11 protein-coding genes are annotated in these 17,063 nt (G+C 71.7%); 3 read left to right on the plus strand and 8 right to left on the minus strand.

All coding sequences use genetic code 11. The features are described 5' to 3' along the window. Positions 1 to 80: 80 nt before the first annotated feature. The 8 genes from ACFWFR_RS09415 to ACFWFR_RS09450 form a co-directional block, all read right to left on the minus strand. On the minus strand, positions 81 to 2,627 hold the full coding sequence (locus ACFWFR_RS09415; RefSeq protein ID WP_377622613.1) for an exo-alpha-sialidase: 2,547 nt from the start codon (positions 2,625 to 2,627) through the stop codon (positions 81 to 83). 305 nt (positions 2,628 to 2,932) lie between these two features. Further along, a complete protein-coding gene (locus ACFWFR_RS09420) occupies positions 2,933 to 3,658 on the minus strand; it encodes an N-acetylmannosamine-6-phosphate 2-epimerase (protein WP_377622615.1) in 726 nt (241 codons plus the stop codon). Beyond that, complete coding sequence (locus ACFWFR_RS09425; RefSeq protein ID WP_377617252.1) at positions 3,655 to 4,734, minus strand: ROK family protein; 1,080 nt, start codon at positions 4,732 to 4,734, stop codon at positions 3,655 to 3,657. Before ACFWFR_RS09425 ends, ACFWFR_RS09420 begins: the two co-directional genes overlap by 4 nt. Then, positions 4,731 to 5,660, minus strand: a complete 930-nt coding sequence (locus tag ACFWFR_RS09430; protein ID WP_191805459.1) for a dihydrodipicolinate synthase family protein — start codon at positions 5,658 to 5,660, stop codon at positions 4,731 to 4,733. The genes ACFWFR_RS09425 and ACFWFR_RS09430 overlap by 4 nt, the downstream gene beginning before the upstream one ends. Before the next feature lie 72 nt (positions 5,661 to 5,732). After that, positions 5,733 to 6,527, minus strand: coding sequence for an ATP-binding cassette domain-containing protein (locus tag ACFWFR_RS09435; protein WP_191805458.1), 795 nt, complete (start codon positions 6,525 to 6,527; stop codon positions 5,733 to 5,735). Next, entirely contained in the window at positions 6,524 to 8,632 is a 2,109-nt protein-coding gene (locus tag ACFWFR_RS09440; RefSeq protein WP_377622617.1) for a dipeptide/oligopeptide/nickel ABC transporter permease/ATP-binding protein, read from the minus strand. Before ACFWFR_RS09440 ends, ACFWFR_RS09435 begins: the two co-directional genes overlap by 4 nt. Before the next feature lies 1 nt (position 8,633). Continuing rightward, on the minus strand, positions 8,634 to 9,587 hold the full coding sequence (locus tag ACFWFR_RS09445; protein ID WP_139107857.1) for an ABC transporter permease: 954 nt from the start codon (positions 9,585 to 9,587) through the stop codon (positions 8,634 to 8,636). A 75-nt stretch (positions 9,588 to 9,662) separates the two neighbouring features. After that, positions 9,663 to 11,288: an ABC transporter substrate-binding protein gene (locus ACFWFR_RS09450; protein ID WP_377617246.1), complete on the minus strand. Its 1,626-nt coding sequence runs from the start codon at positions 11,286 to 11,288 to the stop codon at positions 9,663 to 9,665. Between the two features lie 94 nt (positions 11,289 to 11,382). Between ACFWFR_RS09450 and ACFWFR_RS09455 the strand changes: the two genes are divergently transcribed. The 3 genes from ACFWFR_RS09455 to ACFWFR_RS09465 all read left to right on the plus strand — a co-directional run bounded on the left by ACFWFR_RS09455 (position 11,383) and on the right by ACFWFR_RS09465 (position 17,045). Beyond that, the gene (locus tag ACFWFR_RS09455) at positions 11,383 to 12,192 is read left to right on the plus strand and encodes a FadR/GntR family transcriptional regulator (protein WP_191805455.1); all 810 of its coding nucleotides are present in this window, start codon (positions 11,383 to 11,385) and stop codon (positions 12,190 to 12,192) included. Next, positions 12,189 to 12,821, plus strand: a complete 633-nt coding sequence (locus tag ACFWFR_RS09460; protein WP_377622619.1) for an SGNH/GDSL hydrolase family protein — start codon at positions 12,189 to 12,191, stop codon at positions 12,819 to 12,821. Before ACFWFR_RS09455 ends, ACFWFR_RS09460 begins: the two co-directional genes overlap by 4 nt. A 99-nt stretch (positions 12,822 to 12,920) precedes the next feature. Continuing rightward, complete coding sequence (locus tag ACFWFR_RS09465) at positions 12,921 to 17,045, plus strand: NPCBM/NEW2 domain-containing protein (RefSeq protein WP_377622621.1); 4,125 nt, start codon at positions 12,921 to 12,923, stop codon at positions 17,043 to 17,045. Positions 17,046 to 17,063: the final 18 nt, after the last annotated feature.

The raw sequence follows: 17,063 nt of genomic DNA on the forward strand, positions 1-17,063 counted from the left end.
GGGCCGAGGTCTGTGGTGCGGGTGCGGCGCCAGGCAGGGCGCCGCACCCCGAGGTGGATCCGTCGCGGGTCAGCCGTTGATCAGCACGTCGTCGCGTCGTACGAGGCGACGAGCGTGGACGTCGCGCCCCCGGCCGTGACGTCGAACGAGACCTGCCCGGTGTCCACCGAGGCAGAGCGTGTCGCGAACCGCTGCGACGCGCTGCGCCCGGCCTCCACCCCCGCGAACGACTTGGAGCCGGCGCTCGTGCGGATCGTGACGTCGACCGCCTCGTCCCCGGCGTTGACGGCACGGCCCGTGAGCTGGACCTTGCCCGCCACGCACTGGGCGCTCGCGGTGACGTCGATCGCCACCGGCGAGACGGGGGTCGTGGGCACCTCGTAGGGAGCCACGTCGACCCGTCCGGTCACGGCGAGGCCGCCGTTCGCGGCGTCCACCGTGATGGTCCGGCCCGCGAGCGAGCCCGCCGCGACGTCGGCCGCGGTGAGCGTGCGGCGCACCGTGCCGCACGACGCCTCGGCGCCTGCCGCGAGCTCGGGCAGTGTGCACAGGCCCGCCGACCCGACCCCCGTCAGCCGCACGTTGCCGGTGTTGCGCACCGTGACCTGGTTGACCACGACGTCGCCCGCGTTCACCGAGCCGTTCCCGTCGGTGTCCTCGACCGTGGGCTCGCCTGCCGTGACGGCGAGCGAGGGGCGACGGTCGACCAGGTCGACGGGCTCGCCCGTGAGCGCGACCGAGGACGCCTGGTCGGCGTTCATGTACCAGCGGGTCTCGGGGACGAAGAAGCCGTCCGCGAGGTCGCCGGCCGTCACGACGCGGTACGCGAGCGCGCACAGGTAGGTTCCGCCTGCGGGCAGGCTGCTCCAGTTGCAGCCCGGGGACAAGTTCGTCAGGTTGCCCGTCGCGGTCGAGCGGTAGGCCGTGGTCCCGGTGTTGTAGACGCGGAACGAGTAGGGGACACGCTCGCCGACCGTGTACGGCTGGGCCGCCACGTCACGGTCGGTCGTGTACTTCCCGAACACCGCGAGCGAGGTCACGGCTCCCCCCGAGGGACCGCCGGTCACGCTCACGTAGCCGTACGCGCGGGCCTGCGTGCCGTCGGCCGCGGTCAGGACGCTCTGGACGCGGACGGGGTTGGCGGCCGTGGTCGCCGGGGCGGTCGCGGACGCCGTGAGCGCGACCTGGACCGTGACCGTCGCGCCGACCGCGAGCGCCGGGACGTCGACCGTGGTCGCGCTCCAGCCCACGGGGGCGTCGATCGTCAGGCGCGAGGCGCCGAGCGGCGCCTGGTTCTGGTTGGTGACCTTGACGGGGACCTGTACCGTGGCGCCCGTCGCGACGGTCGTGTCCGGCACGACGGTCGAGGCGCACGTGGCGTTGAGCCACTCCCGGTCGAAGCTCGCGAACGAGATGGCGTTCATGCCCTGCGTCTCGTACAGGAGACCGAACCGCCCGTCGCCGAGGGGCGAGAGCGTCGAGTAGGCGCCCGAGCCGGGGTTGACGACCCGGAAGCCGGGCCAGGTCGCGCCGTCGTCGCACGAGAGGCGCACGGTCACGTTCTCGCGGCCCGTGGTGCTGTTGGAGTTGCTGAACAGCAGCATCTTCGCCTCGGCCGAGCCCTCGGGGGCGTCGGGGTACAGGCGCGAGATCGACCCGTTGTTGGTCGGGTCGGGGAGCTGGCGGTCCAGGGTCACGGGGCCGTAGGTGTGCCCGCCGTCGCTCGAGAACGCGATCTTGCGGTACTTGCTGCCCGCGGAGTCGCGCGAGTTCATCATGACGCGACCGTCGGAGAGCTCGACCGACTTGTTCTCGTCCATGCCCGTGCCGAACGCCTCGCCGTGTGCCCACGTGGCGCCGTGGTCGTCGGAGTAGACGCTGTAGGCCTTGTAGGTCCCGCCCGTGCGGGCCGTGAACTGCTGGACCAGGCGTCCGGCGTGCTCGCCGTAGCGCAGCTGGATGCCCTCGCCCGAGGCCGCGAAGATGCCGGCCCACGACGGGTCCTTGGCGCCCTCGGTGATGACGCGGCCCTCCCACGTCTCGCCCCCGTCCTCGGAGACGCTGACCGCGGCGTGCAGGATCTGGCGGTTGGTCGGGTCGATGCCCGTGGCCGACCCGCCGAAGCCCTGGTCGAACGACTTCACGTGGAAGTTGAAGATCGTGCCGGTCTCGCGGTCCACGACGTAGCTGGGGTCCGAGAACCCGTACTTGTCGGGGGACGAGTTCGTCCCGTACCCCGCGGCCACGACGGTCGTTGCCTCCCAGGTGGCGCCGCCGTCACGGCTCACGCGCTGCAGGATCGAGTTGGGCTGCGGGGCGTCGCCCGCGTTGAACGGGCGCCCGTCGTACGAGGCGAGGATCGTGCCGTCGTTCGTCGTGGTCAGCGCGGGGATGCGGTAGTTCGCGTAACCGCCCGTGCCGCCGACCGCGAGGGTCTGCTCGGAGAACGTCCCGGGCCCGTCGGTCGCGGCGGGCGGGAAGGGGTCGAACGCCTGGGCGCTCGCGGCGGGGGCCACGAGGAGCAGGGACAGCCCGGCCGCGAGGGCCGCGCGCGACCCGCGGCGGCGTGCGCACGCCGGTGACCGCGGGTCGGGTGGGGTCGCTGGGGTGGATGGGTGCAGTGGCATCAGATACTCCTGGCTTCGTCGGGTCAGAGCTCTTGGTGCACGGTGCGGTCCTGCGGGTGCCGTGCCCGCCCCGGGGCGCGGGGTGTGCACGGCGCGGACCTCCGCCTCGGCACCGAGTCGGGTGCGGGGGTCCGGTCTGTGGGTGCTCCTGGTGCGAGGTGCCCGACGGCGGAGCGTGCGTCGGGCGGAGGGGTGCGGGACCGCCGTGGTCGTCGCGACCCGTGGTGCTGGTCACGGTGTTCGGGGTGTCGGCGTCGGTGCGGACGACCCCGGACGGGTGGGGCTCGGGTGGGTGGGGTGGGCCGTCAGTGCGTCAGCGCGTCGACGAACCACCCCGTGATGCTCGTGGGGTGCGTGATCGCGGTCCCGACCACGACGGCCCAGGCCCCCGCGTCGAGCGCGGCCCGCGCCTGGGTGGGCGAGTGGACGCGTCCTTCGGCGATGACGGGCAGGTCGAGGCGCTCGACGAGCTCGGCGAGCAGCTCGAGGTCCGGACCGTCGGTGCGGGGACGTTCGCCCGTGTACCCCGACAGCGTGGTGCCGACCACGTCGACCCCGGCGTCGAAGGCTGCGAGCGCGTCGTCGAGGCTGCCGCAGTCGGCCATGACGAGCGCGGACGTGTGCTCGCGCAGCCCGGCGACCGTGCCCGCGAGGCTCAGTCGGTCGGGCCGCGGGCGGCGGGTCCCGTCGATCGCGACGATCGTCGCACCGGCCTCGGCGACCGCGACCGCGTGGCGCAGCGTCGGGGTGATGAAGACGCCGTCGGACCCGTCCTTCCACAGCCCCGTGACGGGCACGGTGATCTTGCGCTCCGCGAACGCCCGCGTGACGTGCTCGATGTCCGCGACGCCCTGGACGCGGATGCCCGCCGCGCCGCCCTCGACCGCGGCGAGCGCGACCTGGGTCATGGTGCGCGGGTCGCGCATGGCCTCGCCGGGGTAGGCCTGGCACGAGACGACCAGACCACCACGCAGAGCGATCAGGGGGTCCTGCGCGGGGGCGCCGGGCGGCGTCGACGGGCTGTCGGTCACGGGTTCCTCCGGGGAGCCGAGGGGGCGGACGGGAGAGCGGTGACGAGGTCGAGGCCGACCTCGAGGTCCTGCGGGAGGGACGTGGCCGCACCACGGGTGTCGCTGTGCGCGGCGAGCGCGAGCCGGGCGGCACCGAGGACCGCGGCGTCCCCGCCGAGCACGGCCGGGACCACGGGCAGGCCCGCGAGCGGCGGCATGAGCTCGGTGGCGAGCGCGGCGTTCATGGTGTCCCACCAGAGCGCCCCGGCCCCGGCGAGGCCGCCGCTGACCACGACGACCTCCGGGTCGAGCATGTTCGCGACGCCACCGACCGTGCGGCCCAGGGCTGTCGCCGCGACGACGACCGCGTGGCGCGCGACCGTGTCGTCGCCGGCGACCTCGCACACCGCACGGGCCGTCGTGTGCGCCGGGTCGCCGCCCAGGCGCAGGTAGAGCGCGTGCAGCGCCGGGCCGGACCCGACGGCCTCGAGGTGACCCGTGCGCGAGCACGTGCACGGGAGCCCCGCGGCCTCGGCCACGGGAAGGTGCCCGAGGTGGCCCGCGACGTGCCGGGCGCCGTGCTGGGGCGAGCCGTCGAGCAGGAGCGTCGCGCCGACCCCGGTACCGGCGGCGACCACCAGCGCGGTGCGCGTCCCCGCGCACGCGCCGAGCCAGTGCTCGCCCAGCGCGTGGGCGTGCACGTCGTTGTCCGCGAGCACGGGCAGGCGCGCGGCGGGACTGCCCGTGGCCGCGAGCCGAGCCGAGATCCCGCCCGTGAGGTCGGTCCCGGCCCAGCCCGTGAGGGCGTCGGTCGCGGAGACCACGGTCCCGCGGCCCGAGTCGATCACCCCGGCCGAGCCGATGCCGACCCCGACCAGGACGTCGGGCGACCCGGGTGCGTCGACGCCGTCGGGCAGGACGAGCCCGACCAGGCGCGCGACCGCGTCGAGGATCGCGGCCGCCCCCTCCCGGGCAGGGGTGGGGACCCCGGCCCGGGCGAGGACCGTGCCGTCGTCGCGCACGAGCCCGGCGGCGATCTTGGTACCGCCCAGGTCGATCCCGACGGCGGTGCGGTGGCTGATCGGGGAGCGCGTCACAGCAGCCCGGCCTCCGCGAGGATCACCTTGATCTGGTCCACGACCTCGCCTTCCAGGGCGGGGGCGGGGGTCGTCATGACGTTGGACTCGATCAGGCCGAGGAGCTGGAGCGAGGTCTTGAACGCGCCCAGGCCGCTCGCGCCGCCGCTGTACCCGCGGGGCTGGAAGACGATCTCGAAGAGCGCCGCGAGGCGGTCCTGCTCGTCGCGCGCCGCGGCCCAGTCGCCGGCCTGCGCCGCGTCCCACAGGCGCACGTAGCCGGCCGGGTCGACGTTGCCGAGGCCGGGGACCACGCCGTCGGCGCCGAGCAGGAGCATGCCGTCGACCACGACCTCGTGGCCCGTGAACAGGCGCAGGGGGCTGCCCGCCGCACGGTTGGCCGCCACCAGGCGACGGAAGCCGACGTCGTCGCCGCTCGAGTCCTTGACGCCTGCGATGACGCCCTCAGTGCCCAGGCGCACGAGCATGCCCAGGTCGAGCTTCGAGTGCACGCACACCGGGACGTCGTACGCGAACAACGGCAGGTCGCTCGCCGCGGCCACGCCGCGGAAGTGACGCTCGATCTCCTCGTCGTTCGTGCGGATGTACAGCGGGGCGGTCGCGACGACCGCGTCGACGCCCGCGTCGACCGCGCGACGGACCTGGTCCGCGACGCGGTGCGTCGTCAGGTCGATCACGCCCGCCATGACGGGGACGCGGCCGGCCGTGATCTCGACGGCGGCCTCCATGACCTGGGTGCGGCGCGCGTCGTCGAGGTAGGCGACCTCACCCGACGAGCCGAGCACGAACAGGCCGTGCACGCCCGCGTCGAGCTGGCTGGTGATGACGCGCTCGAAGGACGCGCGGTCGAGCTCGCCGTCCGCCGTGAGGGGCGTGACGACCGGAGGGATGACGCCGGCGAAGGTGGGCGTGGTCGAGGTGGGCACAGCAGACTCCAAGGATGGTGCGGTGGTGCCGGGCGGGACGACCGCCCGGCACCGGGTGGATGTGGGGGACCGTCAGAGCAGGGTCGGCGCGGCGCCGAGCAGGGTCCGGGTGTAGTCGTTCGTCGGGCGGTCGAAGACCTCCTCGGCCGTGCCCTCCTCGACGACCTTGCCGAAGTACATGACCGCGATGCGGTCCGAGACGTACCTGACGGTCTGGATGTCGTGCGAGATGAACACGAGCCCGAGGTTCAGGCGCGCCTTGAGGTCGGTCAGCAGGTTGAGCACCTGTGCGCGCACCGAGACGTCGAGCGCCGAGGTGGGCTCGTCCGCGACGATCACGTCGGGTTCGAGCGCCAGGGCGCGGGCGATCGCCACGCGCTGGCGCTGGCCGCCCGAGACCTGGCTCGGCAGCACGTCGAGCGCGGACTGGGGCAGACCCACGAGGTCGAGCAGCTCCGACACGCGCTTCTCGCGGTCGCGCGGCGACCCGATCCCGTGCACGTCGAGCGGGTCGCGCAGGATGTCGCGGACCAGCATGCGGCCGTTGAGGGCCGTCGACGGGTCCTGGAACACGATCGAGATCGCGCGCCCGAACTCCTTGCGGGTCCTGGCGTTGCGCTTGAGGACGCTCCGGCCGTTGAAGACCACGTCGCCGCTCGTGGGCGCCTGGAGGCCCACCATGACCTTCGCGAGCGTCGACTTGCCGCAGCCCGACTCACCCACGATCCCGATGGTCTCGCCGCGCCGCACGGCCATGTCCACCCCCGCGACCGCGTGGACGCGGTCCGGACGGAAGAGCTTGCCGGTGCGGGCCTTGTGCACCACGTGCACGTCCTTCAGCTCGAGCACGGGCGTGTCGTCGCTCATCGGGCACCTTCCTGGACGAGGAGACCGCTGTCGGTCGACTCCGTGTGGCTCGCATAGCGGTGGTCGGTCCCCGGCAGCGTGCGCAGCGGGGGGCGGGGCACGAACGCGTCCTGCGGTCGCGAGGACCGGGGCGCGAAGCGGTCGCCCGTCGCGAAGTCGCGCGGGGAGGGGACCGTGCCGGGGATCTGGTGCAGGCGCTCCGCGCCCGACTCGATCGACAGGACCGCCCCGAGCAGACCTCGCGTGTACTCGTGCTGCGGGTGCATGAGCAGGCTCGGCACGGGGGCCGACTCGACCACCTGGCCCGCGTACATGACCGTCACGCGGTGCGCGAGCGAGGCGACGAGCGCCAGGTCGTGGCTCACGAAGACCATCGCGAACCCGAGCTCGTCACGCAGCTCGTTGAGCAGGTCCACGACCTGCTTCTGGACCGTGACGTCGAGGGCCGTGGTCGGCTCGTCGGCCACGACCAGGCGAGGGTCGCGGGTCAGGGCCATCGCGATGAGCACGCGCTGACGCTGGCCGCCCGAGAGCTCGTGCGGGTAGCTCTTGAGCGTGCGCTGGGCGTCGAGGCCCACGAGCTCGAGGAGCTCGACCGCGGTGCGCGTCCCGCCGCGCTTGACGAGCTGGGCCATCTGCGTGCGGATGAGCATCGACGGGTTGAGCGAGCTGAGCGCGTCCTGGTAGACCATCGCCATCTCGTGGCCGCGCAGCGCGTTGCGGCGGGCCGGGGTCGCCGTGAGCAGGTCCACGCCGTCGAGCAGGATCTCTCCCGTGACCTGCGCCGACGTGGGCAGCAGGCCCATGACCGCGAGGCTCGTGAGCGACTTGCCGCAGCCGGACTCGCCCACGAGCGCCATGGTCTCGCCGGGGCGCACCGAGAAGCTGATGTCGTCCACGACCGCCACGTCGCCGTGCCGCTCCGGGAAGCGGATCGAGAGGTTCTTGACCTCGAGCAGGGGAGCGGCGTCGCCCGTGTAGACCAGGCGGTCGGTGCGGTCCTGCTCGGCGACGCGCAGGCGCTCGAGCTGGACCGCGAGGGCCTCGCGCTGCGCGGCGGCCGCGGCGACCGCGATCTCCGGGTCGGGGACGACCGAGGTGTCCGCGACGAGCTCGTCGAGCACGCGAGGCTCGCGCAGGTCGGCCGCGCCCGAGTACTCGAGGGGAGCGTCGGCGTCGGGCTCCGTGAGCGGGTCCGTGGCGTGCGCGGCGTCCTCCGCCGACGCGGCGGCCGCGCGGGCCTCGGCCGGCTTGCGGGCCGCGGGGCGGACCATCGCGTCCGTCAGGCCCTCGGACAGGACGTTGAGCGAGAGGACCGTCAGGAGGATCGCCATGCCCGGGAAGAACGTCGCCCACCAGCCGCCGTTGAGCAGCAGGTTGCGGCCGTAGGCGATCACGTTGCCCCACGACGGCTCGGGGTCCTGCACGCCCGCGCCGATGAACGACAGGCTCGCCTCGAACACGATGGCGTCGGCGACCAGCACGGTCGCGAAGACCATGATCGGGGCGATGCAGTTGCGGGCCACGTGCTTCATCAGGATCAGCGAGGTGCGTGCGCCGATGACCTTCTCGGCCGACACGTAGTCCTCGCCGAACTGGCTCAGGACGTTGGCCCGGACGATGCGGGCGATCTGCGGGGTGTAGAGGAACGCGATCGTGAAGATGAGGACCGGCAGGGACTTGCCCCACACGGCCACGAAGACCACGGCCAGGGCGATGCCGGGGAAGGCCATGATGATGTCGAGGATGCGCATCAGGGTCTCGCTCACGGCCTTGTGGGCCGTCGCGGCGATCGAGCCGAGGATCGCGCCGGCCACGAGGGCCACCGCAGTGGCCCCCAGGCCGATCACGAGCGAGTAGCGAGCGCCGTAGACGATGCGCGAGAAGATGTCGCGGCCCGTGCGGTCCGTGCCGAACCAGTGCTCGCCCGAGGGCGGCTGGGCCGGGGTGCCCGACTGCAGCGGGTCGTAGGCCGCCACGAGCGGCGCGAAGATCGCGAGCAGCGCGACCAGGAGCACGAACGCCAGGGCGATCTTGGAGCCCAGGGGGAGAGCGGCGAGGCGCAGACCCGGGCGGGACAGACGTTCTGTCAGCTTCCGACGCATGTCACACCGTCCGGATTCGAGGGTTGACGACGAGATAGAGGAGGTCGACCAGGATGTTGACGACCACGAAGGTCAGGGCGACGGTCAGCGTCACTCCCTGCACCAGGGCGGTGTCGCTCGCGGTGACCCCGTTGAGGATGAGCTTGCCCATCCCGGGCAGGTCGAAGATGACCTCGATGATGACCGCGCCGCCCATGAGGTAGCCGACGCGCAGGCCGAGGACCGTGATGGGCGTGATGAGCGCGTTGCGCAGGACGTTGCGTCCCACCACGACGCCGCGCGGCAGGCCCGAGCCGATCGCGGTGCGCACGTAGTCGCGGTCGAGCTCCTCGACCATCGCGGTACGGACGACGCGTGTCAGCGACGCCGCGACGGGGATGGCGAGCGAGAGCGCGGGCAGGAACATCGAGGCGAGGAACATCCCGAAGTCGTCCGCGGGGTTCGTGTAGCCGCCCGAGGGGAACCAGTCGAGCCGCAGCGAGAACTGCTGGATGAGGAGGATCGCGAGCCAGAACGACGGCGTCGCGACGCCCGCGATCGACAGGACGCGGATGACCTGGTCGGGCCAGCGGTCGCGGTAGAGCGCGGCGCTCACACCGAGCACCAGGGCGAGCACGACGGCGATCGCCAGGCCCATGAAGGTCAGCTGGAGCGTGAGCGGGAACGCGTTGGAGATGAGCTCGCTCACGGGCTGGGAGGGCGGCACGGTCATGCCCATGTCGCCACGCACGAGGCCGGCCAGGAAGTTGCCGTACTGCACGAGCATCGGGTCGTTGAGCCCGTTGGCGGCGCGGTAGGCCTCCTTGGCGGCGTCCGTGGCGGACTCGCCGAGGGCGTTGGTCGCCTGGTCGCTGGGCGCGAACTGCATGACGACGAAGACGAGCAGGGTGATGCCCAGGATCATGACGGGCAGGGCGAGCAGGCGTCGTCCGGTCAGTCGTAGGAGCGCGGTCACGCGGTACTCCTCGGGGTCGGGGTGGGTGACGGCGGCGCAGGGAGGGGCGCCGCCGTCACCCGGAACACGGGGACGTCAGGCGGTGCGGGAGACGTCCAGGAAGGACAGACCCGTGACGGGGATGGGCTTGAACCCGTCGAGCGCGGAGTCCTCCCAGGCCGTGGGGAGCTTGCGGTGCAGCAGCGGGTAGAGCGGGACCTCGTCCGAGAGGATGTCGTAGATCTCGCCCCAGGTCTTCTTCTGCTTGGTGGCGTCCTGCTCTGCGGCGCCCGCGTCGAGCAGACGCGTGACCTCGGCGAACTCGGGCGTGCTGGCCCAGCGGTAGCGCTTGACCGGCCACACCGAGCCCGAGTACCACCAGCGCAGGAGGAGGTCGGGGTCGTTGCCGAAGACCGACGGGTCGCCGGGGGCGACCATGACCTCGAGCTGGCCGTCGTCGACCTTCTTGTACTGGCCGCCGGACTGACCGATGTCGAGCGTCGTGGAGATCCCGACCGCGTCGAGGTCCTCCTTGATGAGCGGGGCGACGTCCTTGACCCAGCTCGTGTCGGTCGTCAGGAGCGTGATCGACAGGTCGCTCACGCCCGCGTCGGTCAGGAGCTTCTTGGCCTTGGCCGGGTCGTACGTGTAGACCGTGCCGGCCTCGACGTAGGACGGGTGCTCCTTGTGCAGGAAGCTCGTGGCCGCGGTCGCGTTGCCCAGCAGGCCGGTGCTGATGATCTTGTCCATGTCGAGCGCATGGAAGAACGCCTGGCGCACGCGCTTGTCCGTGAACGGCGCCTTGGTGCAGTCGAACATCATGAACAGCAGGCCGAACGACTGGACCGACTCGACCGTGACGGCGTTGGAGAGGCGCTCGACGTCGAGGTAGGGCACGTCCTCGATCGACTGGACGCGACCCGACTCGACCGCGGTCACGCGGGCGGCGGCGTCCGAGAGCAGGTTCCAGGTCATGGCCTTGGCGAGGGCCGGGCGCGAACCGTTGTAGGCGTCGAAGCGCTCGAACGTGATCTTGTCGTCGACCGTGGCGCTCGTGAGCTTGTACGGGCCGGTGCCGACGGGCAGCGAGTCGTACGCCTTGGGGTCGGCCTCGACGATGGCCTTCGGGACGATCTTGACGACCGAGACGCGGTCGACGAACAGGCCGAACGGGTAGTTGAGCGTGAACGTGACCGTCTTGTCGTCCTTGGCCGTGACCGAGGCGAGGAAGGGCAGGAACTGGGAGTAGAGCGAGGCGTTCGCCGGGTCGAGGACGCGGTTGAAGCTGAAGACCACGTCGTCGGTCGTGACGGGGGAGCCGTCGTGGAAGGTGGCCCCGTCGCGGAGCGTGACCTCCCAGGTGGTCTCGTCGATCTTCTTGGGCAGCTCCTTGCCGAGCGCGGCGTAGGGCGTGCGGGCTGCGGGGTCGAGCTCGACGAGTCCCTCGAGGACGTGCCAGTTGGCGGCCATGGTCACGGCGCCCGACGTCGTCATGGGGTCGAAGCCCGTGGACAGGGCGTACGAGATGCCTGCCTCGATCGTGCCGTCGAGGTTGGGCTTGGTCCCGCTGCCGGCGGGGGTGGTCTGCGGGTCGGCCGAGGTGGACGCCGGTCCGCCACAGGCGGCGACCGCGCTCGCCAGGACCGCTCCTGCGCCGATCACGCCGGCGAGCTTGAGGAAGCTGCGGCGAGAGGTGTCGGTCGCGTTCGTGCTATTCGCCATCGAGGTAGCCATGAACTCTCCAGATATAGGACGTCTGATGTCTGACGCTGGTAGGGTTGAACGGTAGAGGCAATTCCTGAGGAGGTCAAGGCGCATGACAGCTACCGATCCCGTGGATCATGGGGGATTCGCTCGACAGGGGGTTCGTCCCCCGACGACGACGGAGCAGATCAAGGAGTACATCCTGCGGGCCCACCTGCGGCCCGGTGACCTGCTGCCCACCGAGGCCGAGCTCTGCTCGCTGCTCGGTGTCAGCCGGTCGAACGTCCGCGAGGCGATCCGCACGCTCGCGGCGCTCGACATCGTCGAGGTGCGGCACGGGTACGGCACGTACGTGGGGCAGCTCTCGCTCAAGCCGCTCGTCGAGGGCCTCGTCTTCCGCGGGGTCCTGATCCCCGGTGACGACTTCTCGGCGCTGCGCGAGGTCGTCGAGGTCCGTCAGGCGCTCGACATCTCGATGGCCGAGCAGATCGTCACGGAGATGGCCGGCAGCCGGAACCCCGAGCTCGAGCGGCTCGTCGCCGAGATGGAGCGCAAGGCGCGGGCCGGCGAGGACTTCTTCGAGGAGGACCGCGCGTTCCACTCGCACCTGCTCGCCCACCTCGACAACTTCCTGGTGGCGCAGCTCGGCACCGCGTTCTGGGACGTGCACCAGGTCGTCTCTCCCAAGCTCGGCCTGCCGGCCCCCGACCAGATCGACCTCACGGCCAAGGCGCACGGGGACATGCTCCGCGCGGCCGAGGCGGGGGACGCCGAGGCCTACCGCGACGCCGTCGTCGCGCACTACGCACCCCTCCGTGACGCGCTCACGCAGATGGCCTCGACCGTCGAGGAGAGCCGCGTGGCCGCGGCGACCGCGGCCGGTTCGCCCGAGCCCCAGGGTGCGCGCGGGGGCGTCGCGTGAGCGGCCCGTCGCTCGGCCGTGGCTCGCGGGTCGTGCTGATCGGTGACTCGATCACCGACGCGGGTCGGCTCGCCGAGGGGGAGTTCGGCCTGGGGCACGGGTATGCGGCCCGTGTCGCGGGCGTGTGCGGTCGGCGCGGCGTCACGGTGCTCAACCGGGGTGTCGGCGGCCACCGGGTGGTCGACCTCCAGGCCCGCTGGGACCAGGACGTCCTCGCCCTGGAGCCCGACCTCGTCTCGATCAAGATCGGCATCAACGACACGTGGCGCCGCTACGACGCGGGCGACGAGACCAGTGCCGAGGACTTCGAGACCGGGTACCGCGACCTGCTCGACCGCACGCTCGCCGGGGCGCCGCAGGCCTCGATCGTCCTGGTCGAGCCGTTCCTGGTGCCTGTGCGCACGGAGCAGTGGGGCTGGCGCGAGGACCTCGACCCGAAGATCCAGGTCGTGCGCCGGCTCGCCGGGTCCTACGGCCTGCCGCTCGTGGCGACCGACGGGCCCTTCGCCCAGGCGGTCGCGACGAGCGGGCTGGGCCCCGAGGCATGGGCGTACGACGGTGTCCACCCCACGCCCGCAGGCCACGACCTCCTCGCCGAGGCCTGGTTGAAAGTTGTACATCTGCGCTAGTACTTCCGTATCTCTTGCCTCCTTCGCCGAGGTGACTGATTCTTAGTGCGTGGTTCAAGGCTAAAACACGCACAACCAGTCATTAGGCAAGGGAGCTCAATGAAACCGGTCGTCCAGCGCCGCCCCGCGACCCCCCGTCGCGGCGCACTGCCTTCATCCCGGGTCCTGGCCGCCTCGATCGCCGCACTGGCGCTCGTGGGCACAGGCCTCGTCTCCGTCCCTGCCGGCGCGGCCCCCGCCGCGCCGGCATCGACGTCGCTCGCGGCAGCAGCAGCCGCACCCAAGCCCGTGACCCCTGAGGTCCCCGTCGACGCGGCCGGCAAGCCGCTCGGCGCGATCACCCAGGTCACGGCCGTCGGCAACGAGGTCACTCTCACGGCAGGCACCGGCGCCTACCGTGTGACGTTCCTCGACGACGAGACGCTGCGCGTCGAGGCCGACCCCTCGGGGACGTTCTCCGACCCGGCGAACACGCCCCAGGGCGACGCGACGCGCACGGCGAACATCGTCGTCGGGCTCGACGAGTTCGCAGGCAGCACCCCGACCGTGACCGACGGCGCGACCATCACGCTCGCGACCGCGAAGGTCACCCTGAAGATCGACAAGGCGACGGGCCGGATGACGCTCGTGCGTGCCGACGGCTCGGTCGTCTGGGACGAGTCGGCGCCCCTGACCTTCGGCGCCTCCTCGGCGACCCAGCACCTGCGCACCGCTGCGGCAGAGCAGTTCCTCGGCGGCGGCATGCAGAACGGCCGCTCGATCCACACGGGCGCGACCATCAACATCGCGCGGAACTTCGACTGGGACGACGACGGCTACCCCAACGCGGTGCCGTACTACATGACGTCGAACGGCTACGGAGCGCTGCGCAACACGTTCGCCCGAGGGACCTACGCCTTCACGGACGAGGCCACGACCACCCACGAGGAGCGGCGCTTCGACGCCTACTACTTCGTGGGCGACTACAAGGGTGCGCTCGACGGGTACACCCAGCTCACGGGCCGCCCCCTCATGCCGCCCGTCTACGCGCTCGAGTACGGGGACGCCGACTGCTACAACCGCTCCAACCCCACGTACTCGTCGTCGGGCTTCGGCGACCCCGAGGGGATCAAGCAGAAGACCCCGCAGGCCGCCGTCACGGCCGCGCGGTTCAAGGAGAACGACATGCCGGCGGGCTGGATGCTCGTCAACGACGGCTACGGCTGCGAGTACCAGGACCTGCCGGAGACGGTCGCCCAGATCGCCGAGGACTCGGACCTGGTCACGGGCCTGTGGACCCAGCGGTCGCTCACGAACCAGGAGTACGAGGTCGGTGACGCGGGCGTGCGCATGCGCAAGCTCGACGTCGCGTGGGTCGGCAACGGCTACCGCCTGGCGCTGACGGGCTGCGAGTCCGCCTACAAGGGTTTTGAGGACTACTCGGACGCGCGCGGCACGTCCCTCATGGTCGAGGGGTGGGCCGGGTCGCAGCGCTGCGGCATGCAGTGGACGGGTGACCACTCGGGCAACCTCGACGCGGTGCGCTGGCAGATCTCGGCGCTCACGGGGGCCGGGAACTCCGGGCTCGCGTTCAGCACGGGCGACGTCGACGGGATCTTCGGTGGGTCCACGAAGTCCTACGTGCGCGACCTGCAGTGGAAGGCCTTCGCGCCGGCGCTGTACTCGATGAGCGGTTGGGCCTCGGTCGACAAGCGGCCGTGGCTCTACGGCGACGAGGCCACCGAGATCAACCGCAAGTACCTCCAGCTGAGGCAGAAGCTCATGCCGTACATCTACACGCTCGCGGCCGGTTCCCACGAGACGGGCACCCCGATGATGCGCTCGCTCGCGCTCGAGTACCCCCAGGACCCCATGTCCTACGGGGCCGAGGCGAACAACGAGTTCCTGCTCGGCGAGGACTTCCTCGTCGCGCCGGTGTTCTCCGACTCGGAGATCCGCAACGGGATCTACCTGCCCGAAGGACGCTGGGTCGACTACTGGACGGGCGACGTGCTCGACGGCGGTCGCGTGCTCAACGGGTACAGCGCCCCGCTCGACACGCTGCCCGTGTTCGTGCGGGCCGGAGCGGTCGTCCCGCAGGGCATGGTGGCGCGCAACGCGTCGCTCGTGCCCGAGGACTCGGCGATCACGCTCGACGTCTACCCCCAGGGCGACGAGAGCTTCACGCTCTACGAGGACGACAAGCTCACGCGCGCCTACAAGGACGACGCGACGTCGTCGCAGGAGCTCACGGTCTCTGCGCCCGAGCAGGACGGCGGCGACGTGACCGTCACGATCGGCGAGCGGGTCGGGGACTACGCGGGCAAGGCTGCGGCGCGCCCGTACCTGCTCGACGTCCACACCGGATCGGCGCCCTCGGGCGTCACGGTCGGGGGAGCGGCGCTCCCGCAGGTCGCCGACGCCGCAGCCCTCGAGTCCGCCTCGACGGGCTGGTTCTACGACGCGTCCGCACCGGGTGGGGTGGTGCGCGTCAAGCTCGGCGCGATCGCCTCGGACGCCTCGGCGACGGTCGTCCTGGCCGGGACCAGCGCGGTCGGCGGCAAGGACTCCGACGCGGGCCGCGCCTCGGTGACCGTGGGCCTCGCGGCCCAGGTCTTCCAGGGCCAGGAGACGACGGCGGAGCTCACCTTCACCAACACCGGCACCAAGGCCAAGACCGACCTGGTGATCGAACCCGTCCTCCCGCAGGGCTGGACGCTCGTGAGCAGCACCGGGACGACCGCTGCCTCGGTCGCACCTGGGGCGAGCGTGACGGCTCGCGTGGTGGTCTCGCCGGCCGCGGGCTCCGCGGCCGGGCAGCAGACCGTGGGCGCTCGTGCGACCTACCGCGACGCGGCGGGCGACGAGCGCACGGTGTCGGGGGCCAACCAGCTCTACGTCGCCTACGGCACCCTCGCGGCGGCGTTCAACCACGTCTCGGTCACGTCGCTCGCGACCAAGGACGCCGGCAACTTCGACGGCGGGGGAGCGTCGTTCTCGGAGGACGCGCTCGCGGCGGCCGGGGCCACGTGGGGCGATCCCCTGACCGTGACGAGCGGCGAGGACACCGTCGAGTACACGTGGCCCGCGGCAGCACCGGGGGTCGCGAACTCGATGGCCCTCGACGGGCAGACGGTCGCGCTCTCGGGCAAGGGGACGCATCTCGCGTTCCTCGGCTCGGCGTCCGCCGGTGCCGGGGTCACTCCCGAGGTGACCATCACCTATGCGGACGGCACCACGTCCAAGCAGTCGTTCTTCTTCCCGAACTGGCTGCTCCAGGGCGGCCTGAACGGGTCGAGCGTCGCGGTCGCGAGCCAGGGCCGCAACAACAAGAACAACCCGGCGGGCTACGAGTACCCGACGTACAAGTACCAGGTCTACTCCGACACCGTGATCCTCAACCCGGCCAAGGAGCTGCGGTCCGTCACGTTCCCGGTGCAGACCAACGCCAAGCTGTTCGCGATGAAGGTCGCCACTCTCGGTCTGCCGGACGCCCCGCAGGGGACGGTCTGGGCCTCCGACCTCACGTGGACGTCGGCGACCAACGGCTACGGCGTGATCGGCAAGGACGTCGCCAACAAGGACTCGGCCTCGTCCCCGGACAAGCCGCTCGTCATCAACACGACGCCCGAGCTCAAGAAGACCTATGCCAAGGGCCTGGGGGTGCACGCGGCGTCGAAGGTCACGTACTACCTCGGCGGGCAGTGCACGGCGTTCACCGCGGACGCCGGGCTCGAGGACCCCTTCAAGGGGTCGGTGATCTTCAAGGTCGACGTCGACGGTGCCAACAAGTACCAGGGCACCACCTTCCAGGCGGGCTTCCCGACCGAGCAGGTCTCGGTCGACGTCACGGGCGCGCAGTACGTCGACCTGATCGTCGACCCGACGAGCCCCGGTGCCATCAACGGTGCGCACGGCGTGTGGGGAGACGCGAGGTTCACGTGCGCCGAGCCCGCCCCGGAGATCGCCTTCTCGGCCGAGGCCTCGGCCAAGCGCAGCGGCGCGACGGTGCTGCTCTCGGTGCGCACGGTCAACGAGGAGGACGTCCCGGTCGACGTCGTCGTCACGACGCCCTACGGCACCAAGACGTTCGTCGGGGTGCTGCCGGGCAAGAGCGCGAGCCAGAGCTTCAACGCTCGGGCAGCGACGATCCCCGCGGGCGAGGCCACGGTCACCGTGACCAGGACGGTGGACGGAAAGAAGGTGAGCGTCGACCGGACCGTCGCGTACGACGGGGTCGGCTGACCCCAGGGGGTGACGGGG

The sequence above is a fragment of the Oerskovia sp. NPDC060287 genome (assembly GCF_042726775.1).
Classification (GTDB): domain Bacteria; phylum Actinomycetota; class Actinomycetes; order Actinomycetales; family Cellulomonadaceae; genus Oerskovia; species Oerskovia merdavium.